This window comes from Roseovarius maritimus, from assembly GCF_043355895.2.
Taxonomy (GTDB): domain Bacteria; phylum Pseudomonadota; class Alphaproteobacteria; order Rhodobacterales; family Rhodobacteraceae; genus Roseovarius; species Roseovarius maritimus.
Map to the genome: position 1 here is coordinate 33,372 of NZ_JBHFPF020000002.1, position 15,428 is coordinate 48,799.

Annotated in this window: 12 protein-coding genes; 5 read left to right on the top strand and 7 right to left on the bottom strand. The window is 63.5% G+C overall.

The window, feature by feature from the left end; translation table 11 throughout:
- The first annotated feature begins 3 nt into the window (after positions 1-3).
- Positions 4-249, top strand: a complete 246-nt coding sequence (locus ACEWPM_RS04920) for a hypothetical protein (RefSeq protein WP_393963253.1) — start codon at positions 4-6, stop codon at positions 247-249.
- An 87-nt stretch (positions 250-336) separates the two neighbouring features.
- Here the strand turns inward: ACEWPM_RS04920 and nhaC are convergent, their stop codons facing one another.
- The 3 genes from nhaC to ACEWPM_RS04935 all read right to left on the bottom strand — a co-directional run bounded on the left by nhaC (position 337) and on the right by ACEWPM_RS04935 (position 6,258).
- A complete protein-coding gene (gene nhaC, locus ACEWPM_RS04925) occupies positions 337-1,869 on the bottom strand; it encodes a Na+/H+ antiporter NhaC (RefSeq protein ID WP_393963252.1) in 1,533 nt (510 codons plus the stop codon).
- A 265-nt stretch (positions 1,870-2,134) separates the two neighbouring features.
- Positions 2,135-5,635, bottom strand: a complete 3,501-nt coding sequence (gene mfd, locus ACEWPM_RS04930) for a transcription-repair coupling factor (RefSeq protein ID WP_393963251.1) — start codon at positions 5,633-5,635, stop codon at positions 2,135-2,137.
- A gap of 95 nt (positions 5,636-5,730) precedes the next feature.
- Positions 5,731-6,258 carry a component of SufBCD complex gene (locus ACEWPM_RS04935; protein WP_393963250.1) on the bottom strand — a complete coding sequence of 176 codons (528 nt, stop codon included), beginning with the start codon at positions 6,256-6,258 and terminating at the stop codon, positions 5,731-5,733.
- Positions 6,259-6,419: 161 nt separating this feature from the next.
- Between ACEWPM_RS04935 and hemB the strand changes: the two genes are divergently transcribed.
- The gene (hemB, locus tag ACEWPM_RS04940) at positions 6,420-7,415 is read left to right on the top strand and encodes a porphobilinogen synthase (RefSeq protein ID WP_393963249.1); all 996 of its coding nucleotides are present in this window, start codon (positions 6,420-6,422) and stop codon (positions 7,413-7,415) included.
- Between the two features lie 133 nt (positions 7,416-7,548).
- Positions 7,549-8,112: a lipid-binding SYLF domain-containing protein gene (locus tag ACEWPM_RS04945; protein WP_393963248.1), complete on the top strand. Its 564-nt coding sequence runs from the start codon at positions 7,549-7,551 to the stop codon at positions 8,110-8,112.
- 53 nt (positions 8,113-8,165) lie between these two features.
- Here ACEWPM_RS04945 and ACEWPM_RS04950 read toward each other — a convergent pair whose 3' ends face one another.
- Complete coding sequence (locus ACEWPM_RS04950; protein ID WP_393963247.1) at positions 8,166-8,435, bottom strand: usg protein; 270 nt, start codon at positions 8,433-8,435, stop codon at positions 8,166-8,168.
- A gap of 222 nt (positions 8,436-8,657) precedes the next feature.
- Here ACEWPM_RS04950 and gyrA point away from each other — a divergent pair, with 222 nt between their 5' ends.
- Positions 8,658-11,393: a DNA gyrase subunit A gene (gene gyrA, locus ACEWPM_RS04955; RefSeq protein WP_393963285.1), complete on the top strand. Its 2,736-nt coding sequence runs from the start codon at positions 8,658-8,660 to the stop codon at positions 11,391-11,393.
- Positions 11,390-11,959: a hypothetical protein gene (locus ACEWPM_RS04960; RefSeq protein WP_393963246.1), complete on the top strand. Its 570-nt coding sequence runs from the start codon at positions 11,390-11,392 to the stop codon at positions 11,957-11,959. The genes gyrA and ACEWPM_RS04960 overlap by 4 nt, the downstream gene beginning before the upstream one ends.
- A 9-nt stretch (positions 11,960-11,968) precedes the next feature.
- Here ACEWPM_RS04960 and ACEWPM_RS04965 read toward each other — a convergent pair whose 3' ends face one another.
- The 3 genes from ACEWPM_RS04965 to ACEWPM_RS04975 are packed head-to-tail and all read right to left on the bottom strand — an operon-like array spanning position 11,969 to position 15,406.
- Positions 11,969-13,447 (bottom strand): carboxypeptidase M32, encoded by a 1,479-nt coding sequence (locus tag ACEWPM_RS04965; RefSeq protein WP_393963245.1) that lies wholly within the window; start codon positions 13,445-13,447, stop codon positions 11,969-11,971.
- A 1-nt stretch (position 13,448) separates the two neighbouring features.
- The gene (ctaA, locus tag ACEWPM_RS04970) at positions 13,449-14,591 is read right to left on the bottom strand and encodes a heme A synthase (protein ID WP_393963244.1); all 1,143 of its coding nucleotides are present in this window, start codon (positions 14,589-14,591) and stop codon (positions 13,449-13,451) included.
- Between the two features lie 59 nt (positions 14,592-14,650).
- A complete protein-coding gene (locus ACEWPM_RS04975; RefSeq protein ID WP_393963243.1) occupies positions 14,651-15,406 on the bottom strand; it encodes an RNA methyltransferase in 756 nt (251 codons plus the stop codon).
- Between the last annotated feature and the right edge of the window lie 22 nt (positions 15,407-15,428).

Consider the following 15,428-nt stretch of genomic DNA (forward strand, 5'->3'; position numbering starts at 1 on the left):
GCCATGGGCGTCACCGAGGATCTGGCAGACCAGCTGGCACAGGATGCGCTGAAAGCCGAGGAAATCACTGGCGACGAGCGGATTGTCGATGATCTTGCGGCGATGATGGGTGCCACGTCCCAAACCGCGGAAGAATCGTTCCTTACGGCGGTCCGCGTGCGCCGCGCGAATGCCAAGGCGCGCAAGATGCTGGCGGAGCGGGTCAAGGCGTTCAAGGCGGCGCAAGGCGGCACGCCAAAGGACGACTGACGCAACCCGAACCCGACCCGATACGCCTCCGGCACGAAAAAACCTGCGCCCCCGAAAGGCGCAGGTTTCATTTTTTTCAGCGACACGCTATTTGGCCGGCACCGCCGCCGCAGCGCTGCTGTATCCTTCCAGCGGGTCATCATAGCCGTATTCGCTGAGATCCGCGATAGAGCGGTCGTTCTCCACCCAATCCTTCTTCTCGGCGTCACTGGCATACGGCGAGAACAGACCCGTCCAAGCATAAACGATGCCGATGATGGGCGTCATCCAGCAGGCAAAGGCCAGCGGGATATAGAGCAGATTCTCGAAATTGCCGTCGATCACGCCAAGGCCCAAGGCCGAGATGACAAACGCGCCGCCCGCGTTCCACGGAATCAGCGGCGACATCAGTGTCCCACCCTCCTCGATCGCGCGGCTGAGGTTCAGGGTCGAGCGCCCCATACCGCGATAGACCGGCGAATACATCCGGCCCGGCAGCGCGATGGAGAGGTAAGGATCGCCCGCCACGAGGTTTGTCGCCGTCGAGGTGGCGATGGCCGCCGTCTGAACGCCTGCAAAGGAATGCACCTTTGAGAGGATCTTGGCGATGATCGCCTGTAGGCAGCCCGTCCGTTCCAGCGCGCCGCCAAAGCCGAGCGCGATCAGGATTAGCGAGATGGTCCACATCATCGACTGGATGCCCCCCCGGTTCAGCAGGCTGTCGATCTCGGCGACACCCGTGTCGATGGCATAGCCTCCATTGGCGTAGCCAAAGACATCATGCAGCGAAGATCCTTGGGCAATCATCGCCGTCAAGCCCCCCGCTACGACGCCCGCAAAGAGCGACGGAATCGGCGGCTTTTTCGCAATGGCGAGCCCGAGTACCAACAGCGCCGGAAACAAGAGCCAGGGCGAGATGGTGAAATACTCGTTGAGCGCGGTGGTGATGCTGTCGATGCGCTCGAACGAGGTATTGCCTTCGCCGACCAGGCTGTAGCCCGCCCAGATATAGATGCCGAATGCGATCAGCATCGCCGGGACTGTCGTGGGCATCATGTTGCGGATGTGATCGAATACATTCGTCGCCGTCACCGCAGGGGCGAGGTTTGTCGTGTCCGACAGGGGCGAAATCTTGTCCCCGAAAAATGCGCCGGACACCACCGCGCCCGCCGTCCAATAGACAGGTACGTCAAACCCCGCGCCGATCCCCATCAACGCAAGGCCGATCGTGCCGACCGTGCCCCAGGACGTGCCAAGTGAGACTGAGACGACCGCGCACATGATCATCGAGGCGGCCAGGAAAATCTGCGGCGACAGGATGATCAGCCCGTAATAGATCAGCGTCGGCACCGTGCCGGATGCGATCCATACCCCGATGATCATGCCCACAACGATCAGCACCGAGACGGATGGCAGCGACACGTTGATGACGCGAAAAACCCCGTCCTGCATATTACCCCAGTCATGGCCCAGATACAGGCCGACCAGCGCCGTGATCGCGAGGCCGATGGCCAGCGGGATATGCGGGGTGAAGTCGCCGAAGTAAAAGAGCTGTATGCCCAGAACCAGCAGCGTCAGCACCACCGGCACAAGCGCAAGGCCGAAGGACGGCTTGCGCGGATTGATCTCGTCCGATGACATGGGTCTGTCTCCTCTGTTGGTGATCGTGGTCCTGTCTTTTTTGCGGCTCTCGCGCCGCGTCAATCCTATGAGAGCCTGCCCGTAACGGGCTGGTCTCACTTAAGCTAGCGCGCAGCGCCGGGTTGGCGACCGGACCGATTCAACCTCCAGCCGATCACGCCTGTCGCCACGGCGACAGAAAAAATTTGCGGCTCGTTCGATTGTTCGCACACACGCGCACGCTCATTCGTCCCGCGAAGGACGAACGGCTGACGCACCTCGCGGTTTATGCCCCCTTCTTGGCTTCGGCGGCCTTGGCCTTCTTGGTCTTGTCGGCCACTTTCTGCGCCAGATCGCGGGCAATCGAGAACGCGCCCTTGATCTTGTCGCTGTCCTTGGCCCAGTCGCGCCGCACGACGATCTTGTTATCCTTGATCTTGGCGAGGCCCCGCTGGTCCTTGATGAATTCGACCAGCCCCTCGGGCGAGGCGAATTTATCCTGATGGAACTGGATCGTCGCGCCCTTGGGCCCGCCATCCAGCTTGGCAATGCCGGCCTTCTTGCACATCCCCTTGATGCGCACGACCAGGATGAGGGTATTCACCTCTTTCGGCAGCGGGCCGAAACGGTCGATCAGCTCGGCGGCAAAGCCTTCCAGCTCGACTTTGGTATCCAGACTGCTGAGGCGGCGGTAGAGGCCGAGGCGCACATCGAGATCGGGCACGTAATCCTCCGGGATGAGGACCGGCACGCCCAGATTGATCTGCGGCGCCCATTGGCCGTCCGTGTCATAGAGCCCGTCCGTCTCGCCCGCCTTGATCTTGGCCACCGCCTCTTCCAGCATCGACTGGTAGAGCTCATAGCCGACGTCGCGCATCTGGCCTGATTGCTCCTCGCCCAGAAGGTTGCCCGCCCCGCGAATATCCAGATCCTGACTTGCCAGCGTAAAGCCCGCGCCCAGCGTGTCGAGACTGCCCAGCACGCGCAGCCGCTTCTCGGCGGCGGGTGTGAGTTTCAGCCGAGGCTTGGTCGTGAGATACGCATAGGCCCGCGTCTTCGAGCGGCCCACGCGGCCCCGGATCTGGTAGAGTTGGCTCAGCCCGAACATGTCGGCGCGGTGAATGATCATCGTGTTGGCAGTCGGAATATCGAGGCCCGATTCCACGATGGTCGTTGCCAGCAGCACATCGTATTTGCCGTCGTAGAAGGCATTCATCCGCGTATCCAGCTCGCCGGCCGCCATCTGGCCATGGGCGATGACATAAGACACCTCTGGCACCTCGTTATCCAGAAACGCCTCGATCTCGGACAGGTCCGAAATGCGCGGGACGACAAAGAAGCTTTGCCCGCCGCGGTAATGCTCGCGCAGGAGCGCCTCACGCAGGGTGACGGTGTCGAACTCGCTGACATAGGTGCGGATCGACAAACGATCGACGGGGGGCGTTCCGATGATGGAGAGGTCGCGCACACCCGACAGCGACAGCTGCAGCGTGCGCGGAATGGGCGTTGCGGTCAGGGTCAACACATGGACGTCGCTACGCAGCGCCTTCAGCCGCTCCTTATGCGCCACGCCAAAGCGCTGCTCCTCGTCGATGATGAGCAAGCCGAGGTTCTGGAACCTGACCCCCTTGGCCAAGAGCGCATGGGTGCCGACGACGATATCGACCTGCCCCTTGGCCAGCGCATCGCGCGTGGCCGCCGCATCCTTGGCCGAGACAAAGCGCGAGAGGGGCCGCACATTGATCGGAAAGCCGCGAAAGCGTTCGGCAAAGCTCTGATAGTGCTGGCGGGCCAGCAGAGTCGTGGGCGCGATCACCGCCACCTGCTGGCCGGACATGGCGGCGGCGAAGGCCGCGCGCATCGCCACCTCGGTCTTGCCGAAGCCGACATCGCCGCAGATCAGGCGGTCCATCGGCGTGCCCGCTTGCAGATCGGCCATCACATCCTCGATGGCGCGCAGTTGGTCATCCGTCTCCTCGTAAGGAAAGCGGGCCGAGAATTCCTCCCAGGCGTGATGCTCGGGTTCCAGCACGGGGGCGCGGCGCAGCGCGCGCTCGGCGGCGATGCGGATCAGGCGATCCGCCATCTCGCGGATGCGCTCTTTCAGCCGCGCCTTCTTGGCCTGCCAGGCCCCGCCGCCAAGCTTGTCTAGGAGGCCCTCTTCATGGCCATAGCGGCTGAGCAGCTCGATATTCTCGACCGGAAGGTAGAGTTTCGACGCCTCGGCATATTCCAGCACGATGCATTCGTGCGCGGCGCCAAGCGCGGTGACCACTTCGAGGCCCAGATACCGTCCGATGCCGAAATCGACATGCACCACCAGATCGCCTGGTGTCAGGCTGTTCGCCTCGCTCAGGAAATTCTCGGCGCGGCGCTTGCGCTTTGGCGCTCGGATCAGGCGGTCGCCCAGGATATCCTGCTCGGCGATGACCGTCAGATGCTGCTTGCCCACCGGCCCCTCAAAGCCGGCATCAAGCCCCCAGACAGCCAGATGAAGCCCCGATTTGCCAAGCCGCTCGGCCGAGGTGACGGTGACGGGGCCCACCAGCCCCTCATCCTCCAGAAGGCCCTCCATCCGCTCGCGCGCGCCCTCGGAATAGCTGGCCAAGAGGACCGGCCCCTTGGCCATCTTCGCCTCGATATGGTCCTTCAACGCGCCGAAAAGGCTGATGTTTTCCTGTTGTCGCTCAGGCGCGAAGCTGCGCCCGATGCGCCCACCGGCATCGATGACGCCCGGCCCGGTCGCCTGCGGCAGCGCACTGAACTGCACCGCGCGGTGCGGCGCCATCGCCGCGTCCCACGCGGCGTCATCGAGATAGAGGAGCTCGGGCTTGACCGGCTTGTAAACGCTGTCGCCGCGCCCCTTGGCGGTCATCGCATGGCGCCGCGCCTCGTATTGATCAACGATGCTGTCCCAACGCGAAACGCGCGCCGGGGTGATCCCGTCATCCATGACCACAGGCGCATCCGGCAGATAGTCGAAGAGCGTCTCGAGCGTGTCATGAAAGAAGGGCAACCAATGCTCTGCCCCTTGGGCCTTGCGCCCGGCGCTGATCGCCTCGTAGAGCGGATCGTCCGTGCCCGCCGAGCCGAATTCGATCCGGTAATTCTGCCGAAAGCGCATGATCGCGGCCTCGTCGAGGATCACCTCCGAGACCGGCGCAAGCTCGATCATGTCCAGCTTTTCCGTGGTCCGCTGGCTGACCGGATCAAAACGCCGCGCGCCGTCCAGAACATCCCCGAAAAGATCGAGCCGAACAGGCCCGCCCCCATCGCTGCTCCCCGGAGGGTATATATCGATGATGCCCCCACGCACGGCGTAGTCGCCCGGCTCGGTCACCGTGGGACTTTGGGTAAAGCCCATGCGCACCAGAAAGGCGCGCAGCGCCGCCTCGTCGATGCGCTGGCCGACCTGCGCGGTAAAGGCCGCGCCCTTCAGAACCTTGCGCGCCGGAATGCGCTGCATCGCCGCGCCCAGCGTGGTCAACAGCACGAATTGCCCCGGCATGCCGTGCACGAGCCCCGCCAACGTCGCCATTCGCCCGGCCGAAATATCAGGATTGGGCGACACGCGGTCGAACGGCAGGCAATCCCATGCCGGGAACTGCACTACCGGCATGCCCGGCTGAAAGAACGCGAGTGCCGAGGCCATGGCCGCCATCCGCTTGTCATCGCGGGCGATGTGGATCACGGGGCCGGAGGCGCGCGTAACCTCGTCCAGCACGAGGCGCGCGTCAAAGCCTTCGGGCGCGCCGGAGACGGTGATAAGGCTGGTCTTCTTGGTCATAAATTCATCGCTGCCTTGGGACGGGATGGTCAGATAGCCCTGCCGCCGCCCATGTCACCCGCCCGGCGCCGATTTGCAAAGGCCAGGGCGCCGCGTCACCCGCCAAGGGCCGAGGACGTCATGTTCTGATACATGCCCCACATCGCGGTGACAAAGATCGATACCATACCGATCAGTTGCACCATGAGGCGGTGGCGGTTGAACTTCGAGATCAGCGGATCGCCCGCCAGCTCCTGCGCCTCGATCATATGCGCGGTGCGCACGGACAAGAGCCAGACCAGCGACATCGGAAAAAGCAAGAGGAACACCGCCTGCGCGAACTCGCGGTCATAGACCCAGCCCAGCATCGCAGCGCCGGTCAGCATGAAGAAGATCAGGCCAGTGACCAGCAGGCCAGACTCGCGCCCGATGTTCAGGATCCGGCGGCTGTTGATCATCGCAAGGTGGTTCATGTCGTCCATCGCCTGCGCATTGCCCTTGCGCGCCCGCGTGATCATGTCCCAGGGCACGCCCAGCAGGTAATGGCTGGTCGAGGACCAGAGCACCGCCAGCGCGATCCAGAACCACAGGTTGCTGAAGCTGCGCATGTCGATCAATTCGAATACCGAAGAATACCAGTCCACGCCTGCCCCGATCCGCCAAGTTCGCGCCCCTCTTAATGGGTTTCACCCCAAACCGGAAGCGCCCGATTTCCGACGTGCCTGCGCCATCCGGCATGCGCCTCTTGAGCAGCGGCGGGATACATGCGACGTATCTCGCAGTCCAACGAAGTCAGGTCACACTCATGCAGCCCAGCTTAGCCTCCTATCCCGCAGCCCGTCCCCGCCGTATGCGCCGAACGCCGGGCCTGCGCGCGCTGGCGGCCGAGAATACGCTGTCGGCAGGCGATCTGATCTGGCCGGTCTTCGTGCGCGACGGCGAGAACTTGACCGAGCCCGTCGCCTCGATGCCCGGCGTCAACCGCCTGAGCGTGGACCGCGTGGCCGAGGCTGCGCGCGAAGCGGCGGATCTGGGCATTCCGGCGATCTGTCTCTTTCCCTATACCGGCCCGGAAAAGCGCACCGCCGACTGCGCCGAGGCATGGAACCCCGAAAACCTCAGCAACCGCGCGACCCGCGCCATCAAGGCTGCGGTGCCCGAGATTGCCGTGATGACAGATGTCGCGCTCGATCCCTATTCCGATACCGGCCATGACGGCTTTGTCCGCGATGGCATCATCGTCAATGACGAAACCGTCGAGGCGCTTGTCAAACAAGCGCTGGCGCAGGCCGAGGCGGGCGTCGATATCATCGGCCCTTCGGACATGATGGACGGGCGCATCGGCGCGATCCGAACGGCACTTGAGGCAGCGGGGCATCAGGACGTAATCCTGCTGAGTTATGCTGCGAAATACGCCAGCGCCTTCTACGGCCCCTTCCGCGATGCGGTGGGCGCATCCGGCGCGCTCAAGGGTGACAAGCGGACCTACCAGATGGATCCCGCCAATTCAGACGAGGCGATGCGCATGATCGCACGCGATCTGGCCGAGGGCGCGGATGCAGTGATGGTCAAGCCCGGGATGCCCTATCTCGATATCTGCCGCCGCGCCAAGGATACCTTCGCCGCGCCGACCTGTGCCTATCAGGTCAGCGGCGAATACGCGATGATCGCCGCCGCTGCGCAGAACGGCTGGATCGACGGTGAGCGCGCCATGGCCGAGAGCCTCATGGCCTTCAAGCGCGCGGGCTGCGACGGCATTCTGACCTATTTCGCCCCCGCCATGGCACGCCTTTTGCGCTGATCGGGCCGTACCGCGCGGTAATTCGCCCAAAGTCCACCCCCGCGCGTGACAATGGGCGTATCGCCGCCTATAGTTTCGCCAGATCGGCTGCCAAACAGCCGGCGGTATTCAGGCAACGAACAGGCATAGATCCATGAGCATTCTCACCAGACGCGGCTTCACCCTGGGCGCGCTCGGCAGCGCCGGGCTTATGACAGCCGCTTGCGGCAACGGCATCGGAAGCCGCGGCCCGCAGGAAATCGACGCGCGTGTCAACACCACCGTGAGCTACCTCTACAACAACTATCCCGGCACGCAGTCTCTGGCCGAGAAATCCTCGGGTATGCTGGTCATGCCGCTGATCACCGAGGCGGGCCTTGGTCTGGGCGGTGGATACGGCCGCGGCGCGCTGCAGATTGGCGGCCAGACGGTTGATTACTACTCCGCGACCAAGGGCAGTGTCGGCCTACAGATCGGCGCGCAGCAATTCGCGCATGTGCTGTTCTTCATGACCCCGTCCGCGCTGTCGAGTTTCCGGCGCTCTTCCGGCTGGGCCGCGGGTGCGGATATCGAATATGTCTTCAAGGACACCGCCGAAAACCTACGCGCCGAGACGACAACGTCGATCTCGCCCGTGATCGCGGTTGTCTTCGGCCAGGCGGGCTTGATGGCCGGCGCCTCGCTGGAAGGCATGAAATACACGCGCATCATTCCCTGATACGCAAGGCCTCAGATGTAAACGCGCCGGGTTTTTTCCCGGCGTGACTTCCTTCAATGCAACGTGAATTCCCCCGATACATTGCGCCATTCGCCCGGCGCGATCATTTTGCGATGGGTAAAGCGCACCGAATGCAACGGTCCGTCAAGCTCTCGTTGCCAGAACTCCACGAATTGAAACAGCTTGGGATGGTCTGGCGCGATATCGTAATCCTGCCAGACATAGCTGTTCAACACATGGACATAATCGGGCATTCCGTAGAAGAACTCTGCGGTGGTCAGCCCGTACCCTTTCAGCATCATTTCCGTCTCGCTCATCGGCATGTTTCATGCTCCTTTTCCCGCCCCCCAGTTGATGATGCCCGAAAGAAATTACTTTTCAATGAAAACAATTTGTTAGCAGACACGCCTCACGGCTGCCAAATGGCAACGCCATGCGCCATTGCACCCCATATCATGGCGGTGATATACCTTTGCGCACTGCATATAGTTTGACGCGACAGAATGGGCACCGACTTGACCGATACGCCGCAACCCCCCGAAGACATGGAAGAAAACCTCCCCGAGCGTCCGGCCTACGACGGCCCGCGCGTTTCGATCGAGGACGAGATGAAGACGTCCTATCTGGACTACGCCATGTCTGTCATCGTCAGTCGCGCGATCCCGGATCTGCGCGACGGGCTGAAGCCCGTGCATCGCCGCATCCTCTACGCGATGTTCGAGGGCGGCAATACGCATGACAAACCCTACCGCAAATCGGCGCGCGCCGTCGGTGACGTGATGGGTAAGTACCACCCGCACGGCGACAGCGCCATCTATGATGCGCTGGTGCGGATGGCGCAGGATTTCTCGATGTCGCTGCCGCTCTTGGACGGTCAGGGCAACTTCGGCTCGATGGATGGCGATAACGCGGCTGCCATGCGTTACACCGAGGTTCGCATGGACAAGCCGGCGGCCTATATCCTGGCCGATATCGACAAGGAAACCGTCGATTTCCAAGACAATTACGACGGCAAGGACCGCGAGCCGACCGTCCTGCCCGCCCGCTTTCCCAATATGCTGGTCAATGGCGCGGGCGGCATCGCCGTCGGCATGGCGACCAACATCCCGCCCCACAATCTTGGCGAAGTGATCGACGCGACCCTAGCCCTGATCGAGAACCCCGATCTTTCCAGCGAGGACCTGATCGAATACGTGCCCGGCCCCGATTTCCCCACCGGGGGCATCATGCTGGGCCGCTCGGGCGCGCGAAAGGCCTACCTTGAAGGGCGCGGCAGCGTCATCGTGCGTGCCAAGACCCGCACCGAAGAGATCCGCAAGGACCGCTGGGCGATCATCATCGACGAGATCCCCTATCAGGTGAACAAGGCCACCATGATCGAGCGCATCGCCGAGGCCGCCCGCGAAAAGCGGATCGAGGGCATCGCCCATGTGCAGGACGAGAGCGACCGCAACGGCGTGCGCGTCGTCGTCGAGCTGAAGCGCGATGCGACCGCCGAAGTCGTGCTGAACCAACTTTTCCGCTTTACGCCCATGCAGACCTATTTCGGCTGCAACATGCTGGCCCTCAATGGCGGCCGCCCCGAGCAGCTGACGCTGCGCCGCTTCCTCACCGCCTTCATCGACTTCCGCGAGGATGTCGTCGCGCGCCGCACCGCCTTTGAACTGCGTAAGGCCCGCGAGCGGAGTCATATCCTGTGCGGTCTGGCTGTGGCCGTCAGCAACGTCGACGAGGTGGTGGCGACCATCCGCGCCTCGCAGGACGCAGCCGATGCGCGCGCGCGGCTGATGGAGCGCCGCTGGCCCGCAGGCGATATCCTGGAATATATCGCGCTGATCGACGATCCGACCCATACGGCCAATGATGATGGCACCTATAACCTCTCCGAGGCGCAGGCCCGCGCCATTCTGGAGTTGCGCCTGCAGCGCCTGACGCAGCTGGGTGTCAAGGAAGTCACGGACGAGTTGCAGGAGCTGGCGGGCAAGATCAAGGAATACCTCGCCATCCTCGCCAGCCGCGAGCGGATCATGGAGATCATCTCGAACGAGCTGTCGGAGGTGCGCAATCTCTTCGCTGTGCCCCGCCGCACCCAGATCGTCGACTGGTCCGGCGACATGGACGACGAGGACCTGATCGAGCGTGAGGACATGGTCGTCACCGTCACCTCGGGCGGCTATATCAAGCGCACCGCGCTGGCCGATTTCCGCAGCCAGAAGCGCGGCGGCAAGGGCGTGGGCGGCATGGCGACCAAGGACGAGGACGTGGTAACCACCCTCTTCGTGGCCAACACGCATACTCAGCTTCTCTTCTTCACGACTGATGGCATGGTCTACAAGCTGAAAACATGGCGCCTGCCTCAGGGTGGCCGCACGTCCAAGGGCAAGGCCATCGTCAACATCCTGCCCATCCCGACCGGCGTTTCGATCGCGGCGATCATGCCGGTCGACCGGGACGAGAGCGAATGGGACGACCTGCAGGTGGTCTTCGCCACGTCGGCAGGCACGGTGCGCCGCAACAAGCTGTCGGATTTCACCAATGTGCGCTCGAATGGCAAGATCGCCATGCGCTTTGAGGAAGAAAATGCCGGGATCACGCTGATCAATGCGCGTATTGCGTCGAATGACGACGACGTGATGCTGGTCACTTCCTCGGGCCGCGCGATCCGCTTCCGGGCGACCGATGTGCGTGTATTCAACAGCCGCGCGTCGTTGGGCGTGCGGGGCATCAGGCTGACCGGGAATGACAGCGTGGTCTCCATGTCCATCATCCCGCATTTCGAGGCGACCTCGGACGACCGCGCCGCCTATCTCAAGATGCGCCGCCAACAGGCCGGTCTGACCGATGAAGAGATGGATGCCGCCGAGGAGGAGGGCAACGCCGACGCCCCGCTGACGCAAGAGCAGTTCAATGAAATGAAAGAGGCCGAAACCCTTATTCTGACCATATCCGAGCAGGGCAGTGGCAAGCTGAGCTCCAGCCACGACTACCCGATTCGCGGGCGGGGCGGCATGGGCGTGACGGCGATGGACAAGGCGATGCGCGGTGGCGCGTTGGTCGCCAGCTTCCCGGTGGCAGAGGAGGACCAGATCATGCTGGCCACTTCCAAGGGCCAGTCGATCCGCGTGCCCGTTGACGGCATTTCGTTCCGCTCGCGCAGCGCGGGCGGCGTCAAGGTGTTCAATACCGGCAAGAACGAGGTTGTCGTCAGCGTGGCATGGATCGCCGAGCAGAACGGCGATGAGGACGACGCGGCAGACGGGGCCGCGACGGCCGAGGAATGAGCGCGCCCAAGCGTGGCACTATGATCGTCGCGGCGCTGGCCAGCGCCGCGCTTCTTGTCGTCTCGGGCGTTGCGGTCTGGCGCCATCTCGGCGGCTCCAGCGGTGACACCCTCGCGCAGCGAAGCGCCGTGATCGCGCCTGTCTCTGCCGCGTTGGCCGCCTCTGGCCAGCATTCGGACCAATGCGTTACCGGCTTTCGGGCCCTGACCGAAGCCAATTCCGATGACGCGTTCTTTGCGCTCGACCGCATCGAGAATTGCGGCGAGACGTCGCGTTTGCTGGCCGATCACGGCTATGGCGCGCTCGACAATAACGCCGGGACGCCCGCCTCGCCCCTGCGGGCAGCCTATCTTGACGCGGCCGGATCGCTCTTCAGCGTTTACGAGCTTCAGGGCGATGATTTCGACGTAATCTTCGACATGCTGCACCGCGCGCGCAGCACGGACGCGCCCCTGACGGACCTCGCCAGTGACGTCCGCCATATCCTTGGCAATGGCGCCCCGGATATTGACGCCGCGCGCCAAGAGGCCACCCGCGCCGAGGCGGACTATCGCAAACGGGGCTGAATCTCCGCGCTAATACGCAGGATAAAGTTCGCCGAATTTTTCCTGAAGATAGCCCATCAATGGCTCCTCGGATGGTTCGGCCCCGCAGGCGCGTGTGATCAACTCGCGCGGTGTATAAAGCCCGCCATGCTGCTGCACATTCTCGCGCAGCCAGCCCATCGCGGCGCTCATATCGCCCTGCGCCAACTGATCGTCAAGATCCGGAACCGCGTTGCGCAGCGTCTGGGCAAGGCATCCTGCATAGACATTGCCCAGCGAATAGGTCGGGAAATAGCCGAAGAGACCGCACGACCAATGCACATCCTGAAGGCATCCCAGCGAGGCGCGCGGCACTTCATAGCCGAAATCGCGCAAGAACCGCGCGTTCCACGCCTCCTCCAGATCGGCAGGCGCCAGATCGCCCGAGACCAGCGCGCGCTCCAGATCAAAACGCATCAGGATATGCAGATTATACTGCACCTCGTCTGCCTCGGTGCGGATATAGCCGCGATGCAGGCTGTTGGCGGCGGCATAGAATGCGTCGGGGCCGTCGATGCCGAAATCGCCGAACGTCTCGCGCAGCTGAGAATAGAGCCACCCGGTAAAGGCGCGGCTGCGGCCCAGTTGGTTTTCAACGATGCGGCTCTGGCTTTCATGCACGCCCATCGACACGCCCGCGCCAAGAGGGGTCAGCGCATAGGAAGGATCAATCGACTGCTCGTAAATCGCATGGCCCGCCTCGTGCATCGTCGAGTAGACGCAGTTGAACGGCTCGTCATCGCTGGTGCGTGTGGTGATGCGCACATCGTCACCCGATCCGCTGGAGAACGGATGCACCGCCTTGTCGATGCGTCCGCGCGACATGTCATAGCCGCAGACCTTGGCCAGCCGGTGCGTCAACTCCATCTGTGCGGGCACGTCGAACCGGCCCGTCACCTTGGGCGCCGCCGCGCCGTTGAGCGCTGTCTCGCGTAGCGCAATCAGGCCGGGGCGCAGCGCGCCGAACATCGCGTCCAGATCGGCGGCCTTTGCGCCTGGCTCGTAATCGTCGAGCATCGCGTCATAGATATCGCCGCCATCCGCCAGAGCCGCACCCTCCTCGCGCCGCAGCTCGACGACCTCGGTCAGGATCGGCGCGAAAGCGGCGAAATCATTCGCTTCGCGCGCCTCGGCCCAGCGGCCTTGGCTGAGCGCGATGAACTTGGCGATGGCAGTGGCCAGACGCGCGGGCACACGCTGCGTGCGCTCGTAGCTGCGCCGGATATGTCGCAGCTGCGCGCGCCCTACCTGGCATAGATCCTCGCCCTCGGCCCCTTCCAGCCAATCGCCGATGCGCGGATCGGTTCGGCGTGCATGCAGCACCTCGCTCAGCGCGCCCGCCTCTTCGGACCGCTGCGCGGCAGCGCCCCGCGGCATCATCGTCTCGCGGTCCCAACTGAGGCGGCCGGCAATCTGGGCCAACGCCTCGGTCTGGCGCTGATAGGCCATCAGATCGTCAAAGGCGCCCATTTCATTTTCCTCGTACAGATTGTGCCAGCGGATACCCGGCATGAAACCGGGCCCGAATGATCGTCACCCAGACGATCACCGCCAGGAATTGGTGCAGGATCGCCACCTGCCATGGGGCCCCCAATACAACCGTTACGATCCCAAGTGCAATCTGTGCGAGTACCGCCCCGAACGCCAGTAGAAATGCGTGCCGTGTTGCAACATGCGCGCTGCGCCGCCCACGCAGCAGCACCATCACCGAGAATGCCAGCAAGGCGTAGCCGACCACGCGGTGAATGAACTGAACCGTTCCCGGGTTCTCAAAGAAATTGCGCCACCATGGCTCGATCACCATCATCTGCGGCGGCCAGAGCGCGCCCGCCATCAGCGGCCATTCTGTATAGCTTCGACCGGCATCGATACCAGCGACCAAAGCGCCGATGAGTATTTGCAGAAAGGTGAAATGCATCCAGCCCGTGCCAAGCCCGAAAAGCCGCGCCTCGCGCGCCCGCCGGGCTTGCAAGATCTCGCGCTCGGGCCGCGACAAGAGCATGACGTACCAAGTGATGTAGCCAAGGATGACGAAGGCCAAGCCAAGATGCGTGGCAAGGCGGTAAGAGGCCACATCCGTCCGGTCGCCTCCAAGGCCCGAATGCACCATCCACCATCCCACAGCCCCCTGCGCGCCGCCCAGCACGCCCAGCAGCAACAGGCGCCGGGTCCAGCCCGCCGGGATCTGCCGCGCGGCCAGAAAGCCAAAAAACCCGACGGCCCAGATCAGACCGATCACGCGGCCCAGCTGCCGGTGGCCCCATTCCCACCAATAGATTACCTTGAAATCCTCAAGGCTCATCCAGCTGTTCTGCACCTGAAATTCCGGTATCGCCTGATAGCGCTGGAATTCAGCCTCCCAGTCGGCGGCGCTGAGCGGTGGGATAGCCCCGGTCAGAGGCCGCCATTCGGTGATCGAAAGGCCGCTATCGGTCAACCGGGTCAGACCGCCCACGGCGATCATCACAACGACCAACGCAAAGAGCGCCATTAGCCACAGCCGGATCCCGCGCCGCGCCCCGCGCCGCCCCTCGTCGATCATACCGCCGCGCGGCTGGGTACGCACCGGGCCGGTCGTCTCGACATCCTGAAAAATGCTGCGCTTTTCAGCCATTTCGGGCGCTCCTCATGAATTCAATTCGGGTTGCAGAGTAGTGCGCAGGCCATGCCCCTTCAAGCGCCGCCACCGCCGCGATCCTTCCAGCGGACCATCTGACGCAGGATCCCGTGCAAAAGCCGCGTATCGGCCTGCGTCAGCGGCATCCGGGACCAGAAGTTGCGAAGCGTCTGGCGCATGTTCGCGGCCTTGTGCGCAGGATAGAAAAAGCCGGCCTCCTCCATGCGCTCATCGTAATGCGCGGCCAACGCCTCGATCTCGGTCTGGCTGGCCCACTGGGTGTTGTGCATGTGCACATGGCCCTCGGGCACGGCACCCGCCGCCCGGCGCCACTCATAGGCGGTCAGCAGAATGCATTGCGCCAGATTGAGGCTGGGAAACTCGGGGTTGACCGGCACAGTGATGATGGCGCTTGCCCGCACCACATCGTCATTTTCGAGGCCAGCCCGCTCGGGGCCGAACATCACGGCCACCTTCTGCCCGTCGGCGATGCGGCGCGCGGCATCCTGCATCGCCTCTTCGGGACTCAGCACCGGCTTGGTCAATTCGCGCCCGCGCGCTGTGGTGGCATAGACATAGTGGCAATCGCTCAGCGCAGCAGGCAGATCGCGGGTCAGCTGAGCCTCATCCAGAAGGCGCCCCGCCCCGCTGGCCATCGCGCGGGCCGCGGGGTTGGGCCAGCCATCGCGCGGTGCGACAATGCGCATCCGGTCCAGTCCGAAATTCCACATCGCCCGCGCAGCCGCACCGATATTCTCACCCATTTGCGGGCGGACCAGCACGAAGGTGGGCTGTGGGGTGTCTGTCGGCATGAAAGCTCCTCTCGCTCGCGCG

Excerpts from the sequence above, each read along its gene's own strand:
- ACEWPM_RS04965 (WP_393963245.1), bottom strand. The coding sequence starts at position 13,447 with ATGGGCGCCTTTGACGATCTGATGGCCTATCAGCGCCAGACCGAGGCG.
- ACEWPM_RS04960 (WP_393963246.1), top strand. The coding sequence starts at position 11,390 with ATGAGCGCGCCCAAGCGTGGCACTATGATCGTCGCGGCGCTGGCCAGC.
- hemB (WP_393963249.1), top strand. The coding sequence starts at position 6,420 with ATGCAGCCCAGCTTAGCCTCCTATCCCGCAGCCCGTCCCCGCCGTATG.
- nhaC (WP_393963252.1), bottom strand. The coding sequence starts at position 1,869 with ATGTCATCGGACGAGATCAATCCGCGCAAGCCGTCCTTCGGCCTTGCG.
- gyrA (WP_393963285.1), top strand. The coding sequence starts at position 8,658 with ATGGAAGAAAACCTCCCCGAGCGTCCGGCCTACGACGGCCCGCGCGTT.
- ACEWPM_RS04950 (WP_393963247.1), bottom strand. The coding sequence starts at position 8,435 with ATGCCGATGAGCGAGACGGAAATGATGCTGAAAGGGTACGGGCTGACC.
- ACEWPM_RS04920 (WP_393963253.1), top strand. The coding sequence starts at position 4 with ATGGGCGTCACCGAGGATCTGGCAGACCAGCTGGCACAGGATGCGCTG.
- ACEWPM_RS04975 (WP_393963243.1), bottom strand. The coding sequence starts at position 15,406 with ATGCCGACAGACACCCCACAGCCCACCTTCGTGCTGGTCCGCCCGCAA.
- mfd (WP_393963251.1), bottom strand. The coding sequence starts at position 5,635 with ATGACCAAGAAGACCAGCCTTATCACCGTCTCCGGCGCGCCCGAAGGC.
- ACEWPM_RS04945 (WP_393963248.1), top strand. The coding sequence starts at position 7,549 with ATGAGCATTCTCACCAGACGCGGCTTCACCCTGGGCGCGCTCGGCAGC.
- ctaA (WP_393963244.1), bottom strand. The coding sequence starts at position 14,591 with ATGGCTGAAAAGCGCAGCATTTTTCAGGATGTCGAGACGACCGGCCCG.